This is a genomic window from Marivita sp. (genome assembly GCF_017643905.1).
GTDB lineage: Bacteria > Pseudomonadota > Alphaproteobacteria > Rhodobacterales > Rhodobacteraceae > Marivita.
In genome coordinates this window covers 1-4,211 of record NZ_JAEPMO010000237.1, presented here as the reverse complement: position 1 = coordinate 4,211, position 4,211 = coordinate 1, and the positions used below count along the sequence as shown (strand labels likewise).

At 59.7% G+C, this 4,211-nt stretch carries 5 protein-coding genes; all 5 read left to right on the top strand.

Going from position 1 to position 4,211, the window contains the following annotated elements; translation table 11 throughout:
* Positions 1–1,261, top strand: a 1,261-nt coding sequence (locus JJ869_RS22400; protein WP_292270986.1) for an FMN-binding glutamate synthase family protein, incomplete at its 5' end; no start/stop codon positions are given.
* A complete protein-coding gene (locus tag JJ869_RS22395) occupies positions 1,258–1,689 on the top strand; it encodes a VOC family protein (protein WP_292270983.1) in 432 nt (143 codons plus the stop codon). The genes JJ869_RS22400 and JJ869_RS22395, both read left to right, overlap by 4 nt.
* A gap of 83 nt (positions 1,690–1,772) precedes the next feature.
* Positions 1,773–2,213 (top strand): ribose 5-phosphate isomerase B, encoded by a 441-nt coding sequence (gene rpiB / locus JJ869_RS22390; RefSeq protein ID WP_292270980.1) that lies wholly within the window; start codon positions 1,773–1,775, stop codon positions 2,211–2,213.
* 138 nt (positions 2,214–2,351) lie between these two features.
* Complete coding sequence (gene msrP / locus JJ869_RS22385) at positions 2,352–3,257, top strand: protein-methionine-sulfoxide reductase catalytic subunit MsrP (protein WP_292270976.1); 906 nt, start codon at positions 2,352–2,354, stop codon at positions 3,255–3,257.
* Positions 3,258–3,260: 3 nt separating this feature from the next.
* Positions 3,261–3,875, top strand: a complete 615-nt coding sequence (gene msrQ, locus JJ869_RS22380; protein ID WP_292270974.1) for a protein-methionine-sulfoxide reductase heme-binding subunit MsrQ — start codon at positions 3,261–3,263, stop codon at positions 3,873–3,875.
* The last annotated feature ends 336 nt before the right edge of the window (positions 3,876–4,211 follow it).

Here is a 4,211-nt window from a genome sequence, read left to right as displayed (position 1 = left end):
CTTCAACCGGGCGCAGCGCGAATGGGTCAAACGATCTGCCGAGGGTCATGGCAACACTGTCGCCTTCGGGTCGACCCGGAACACAGCGATTGTCGGCACGCCGATTTTCGTGAATGCGCCCTTCCCGCCGATCGACAACCAGTTCGCAAAGTCGGAACCCAAGGTCATCGGGCCCAATGCGCGTATCCCGTATACAGCCACGTCCTTCTTCAATCTGTCCGGCATGAGCTACGGCGCGATTTCCAAGCCTGCCGTGCGTGCCCTGAGTCGCGGGGCAAAGCGGGCAGGCATCTGGATGAACACGGGCGAGGGCGGTTTGTCGCCCTATCACCTGGAGGGCGGTTGCGACATCGTCTTCCAGATCGGCACAGCCAAGTATGGTGTGCGCGATGCGGATGGGCGGCTGGACGAGGGCAAGCTGCGAGATATCGCGGCGCATGAAACGGTGCGCATGTTCGAGATCAAGCTGAGCCAAGGTGCCAAGCCCGGCAAGGGGGGCATCTTGCCCGGCGAAAAGGTGACGCCCGAAATCGCGCAGGTGCGGGGGATTCCCGTGGGCAAGGACAGTATTTCGCCCAACCGCCATGAAGAGGTGGACGATTGGGATGATCTGCTGACCATGATCGCCCGTGTTCGCGACATCACTGGCAAGCCTACCGGGATCAAGATGTGTGTCGGGTCGGAAGAGGGCATTGCCGGTCTCTTCGATGCGATCAAGACGCGGGGCGCTGATATGGCCCCGGACTTCATCACTCTGGACGGTGGAGAGGGCGGCACCGGCGCAGCCCCTATGCCGTTGATCGATCTCGTGGGCATGAGCATCCGCGAGGCGCTGCCGATGGTGGCCAACCTGCGCAATGCGCATGGTTTGCGGGACCGCATCCCGCTGGTCGCCAGTGGCAAGCTGGTCAATCCCGGCGATGTGGCGTGGGCGCTGGCGACGGGCGCGGATTTCGTGACCTCGGCACGCGGTTTCATGTTTGCACTGGGCTGCATTCAGGCGCTCAAATGCAATCGCAACACCTGCCCCACGGGGATCACGACCCACAATCCGCGCTTCCAGTCCGGTTTGGTGGTCGAGGACAAAGAGCTGCGTGTGGCCGCCTATGCCAAAGAGATCATCAAGGAGGTTGAGACCATCGCCCATTCCGTCGGTGTGGCGGAACCGCGACTGATGCGCCGCATTCATGTGCGCGTGGTTCAACCCGATGGGCGCAGTATTCTCATGTCCGATCTTTGGCCGCAGGCGGTGCAGGCGTGACGCGGGGGTTCACACCCCGTGCGTTGGGCGAGATTGCGATCCGCTGCCGGGACTACGAGGCGATGGTTGCGTTCTACGAGACCGTGCTCGGCCTCGAGGTTCTTCCCGACGGACAGCGGGCCGGTCCACCGCAGAGGATCACGTTCTTTCACCTTGGCGAAAGCTACGGCGGTCATACTGCCGTGCTTGCCCTGTTCGAAGACACAGACCCGTCCCCCGTGGTCGGTGACACATTCGCGTTGCATCACATTGCGCTGAGCCTTCCATGGGCGGAACAGGACGCTGCCAAGCTCTGGTTGGAAACGCAGGGCCTTCCCGCACGGTTTCAGGATTTCGACTGGGTTGGTTGGCGCGGGCTTTTCACGCGTGACCCAGACGGGAACACCGTGGAACTGGTTTCCGCCGTGCCGGATGCCCGCGACGGGTGAGGGTCAGTTCACGGGGCAATTGACGCGACCGCGTGCTTCTGGTCCAAGGCCATCAACGACAGTCTTGATCGGGATCGCCTGCCATGACCAACACCAAACGCATCGTTCTTTCCAGCGATCACGCGGCAATCGACCTGCGGCAGGCCGTTGCCAAACATATCGCAGCGCAGGGCTGGGATGTGGTCGATATCGGCCCCACCACACCGGAAAGCACCCATTATCCCTTGCATGGAAAGGCCGCCGCCGAACGTGTGGCGTCGGGTGACTGCACCCTCGGCATTATTCTGTGCGGCACAGGGCAAGGCATCATGATGGCCGCGAACAAGGTCAAAGGCATTCGCTGTGGTGTTTGCTCTGACATGTTCTCGGCGCGGATGATCCGACAGCACAACGATGCCAACATGCTGTCCCTTGGCGCGCGGGTCGTTGGCGAAGGGCTGGCAATGGACATCGTGGATGCCTTTTTGAACGCAGAATTCGAAGGCGGCCGTCACGCGACGCGTGTCGACATGATCGAAGCCTGACGTCTGAGGCCGCGGTCACGTATCCGTTTTCGCGGTTTCAAAACATTTCAAAACGGCCACGCACACGTGAGACAAGTTGGTTTGGTCGATTGATCCTCTGCGTCTATATCCATGTGGAACGCGGACGAAGAGGATCCCATGGCATATCGTTGGAAGAACACACTCAGCGCAGAGGACGTGACCCCGTACTCGGCTTTCCTGAACCGTCGGAAATTGATGGCAGGCCTCGCAGCGGGTGGCATTGCCGGCGCGCTGCCAATCGGCGCAAAAGCGCAGGAGGCTCTGGAACCGAACGCCTGGGAGGAGATAACCAACTACTGCAACTATTATGAGTTCGGTACCGGCAAGGAAGACCCGGCACGCTATGCGCAGGCGCTGACCATTGATCCCTGGACCGTGCGGATCGACGGCCTTGTGGACAAACCCGGCGATTACAGCTTTGCCGACATCCTGTCCCAGATGACCGTTGAGGAACGCATCTACCGCTTCCGCTGTGTCGAGGCTTGGTCGATGGTCATCCCGTGGAACGGGTTTGAGTTGGCCGATCTGCTGAACTGGGTCGGCGTCCAGTCCAGTGCGAAATACGTCGCCTTCGAAACCGCGCTGCGCCCTGAAGAAATGCCGGGGGTCTCCAGCCGCGTTCTCGACTGGCCCTATGTCGAAGGCCTGCGCCTTGACGAGGCGATGCACCCCCTGACGATGATGGCCACCGGCATTTATGGCCGCGACATCCCGAAACAGAATGGCGCACCAATGCGTTTGGTCGTGCCATGGAAATACGGCTTCAAGTCGATCAAGTCCGTGGTTCGCATTTCTCTTGTCGAAGACGAACCACCTGCAAGCTGGAACGTCGCCAATCCGCGTGAATACGGCTTCTATAGCAATGTGAACCCCGAGGTGGATCATCCGCGTTGGTCGCAGGCCACGGAACGTCGCATCGGCAGTGGTCTTTTCGCCAAGCGTGAACCGACCCTGATGTTCAACGGGTATGCAGACGACGTTGCCGGCCTTTATGACGGCATGAACCTGCGGGAGTTCTTCTGAGCCATGGTCGAAGTGATCAACACCACGCTTCGTCGCATTCCGGCATGGGTGCTTTATGCATTGGCACCTATTCCGGTGATCGCGCTCTTCTATCTTGGGCTCACAGGAGAGCTTGGGATCGACCCGGCCAAGCGGATCGAACACGAGCTCGGTCTCTGGAGCCTATGGCTTCTGATCGCAGGACTTGCCGTCACGCCGTTGCGCCGTTGGCCGGGAGTGAACCTGCTGAAGTTTCGCAGGGCGATTGGTGTGATCACCTTCTTCTACCTGCTGGTGCATCTGCTCACATGGCTCGTCCTCGATGTGCAGTTCCAGAACGTATGGGCCGATATCGTCAAGCGCTGGTATATCACAGTGGGAATGGCCGCATTTGTCCTGATGTTGCCGCTCGCTCTCACCTCCAACAATTGGAGCGTCAAACGCCTTGGTGCCCTCACATGGCGAAAGCTGCACAAGCTCGTCTATCCGATCGCTGTTCTGGGGGCGTTGCATTTCCTGCTGCTCGTAAAGGGCTTTCAGTGGGAGCCGATCCTCTACGCCGCGGTGATCGCAGGTCTCCTTCTGAGCCGGATTCGCACCGATCGCATACCCGGAATCGTGCAGTTCCGGCAGGCGTGACTCGTAGGTCTAGGGGCGTGGAGCCTGCGCCTTACTAAATCTGGACTGGCGCCTGCCAAAATTACCCAGACAGGCGTCCGCGTGCACGAATATTGCGCCAAAACCCTGTTTTCATAGAGAAATCGAACTCTAAGAAAAATCTTCAATTCCCTGATTTTTTCGCTTGCGGACTCGGCGCAGTAACCGTAGAACCCCCTTCACCGGCGGCGCTGAGGCGGATGTTGGGACATCGGACGGGGCGTTGGTTGCTTACGGTGGTGGATAATTCAGGGGTATATGAGGGCGGGCGCGCCGTGAAGTTAGGGCGCACTGGTCTTGTTGTTTGTCTCTGAGTTG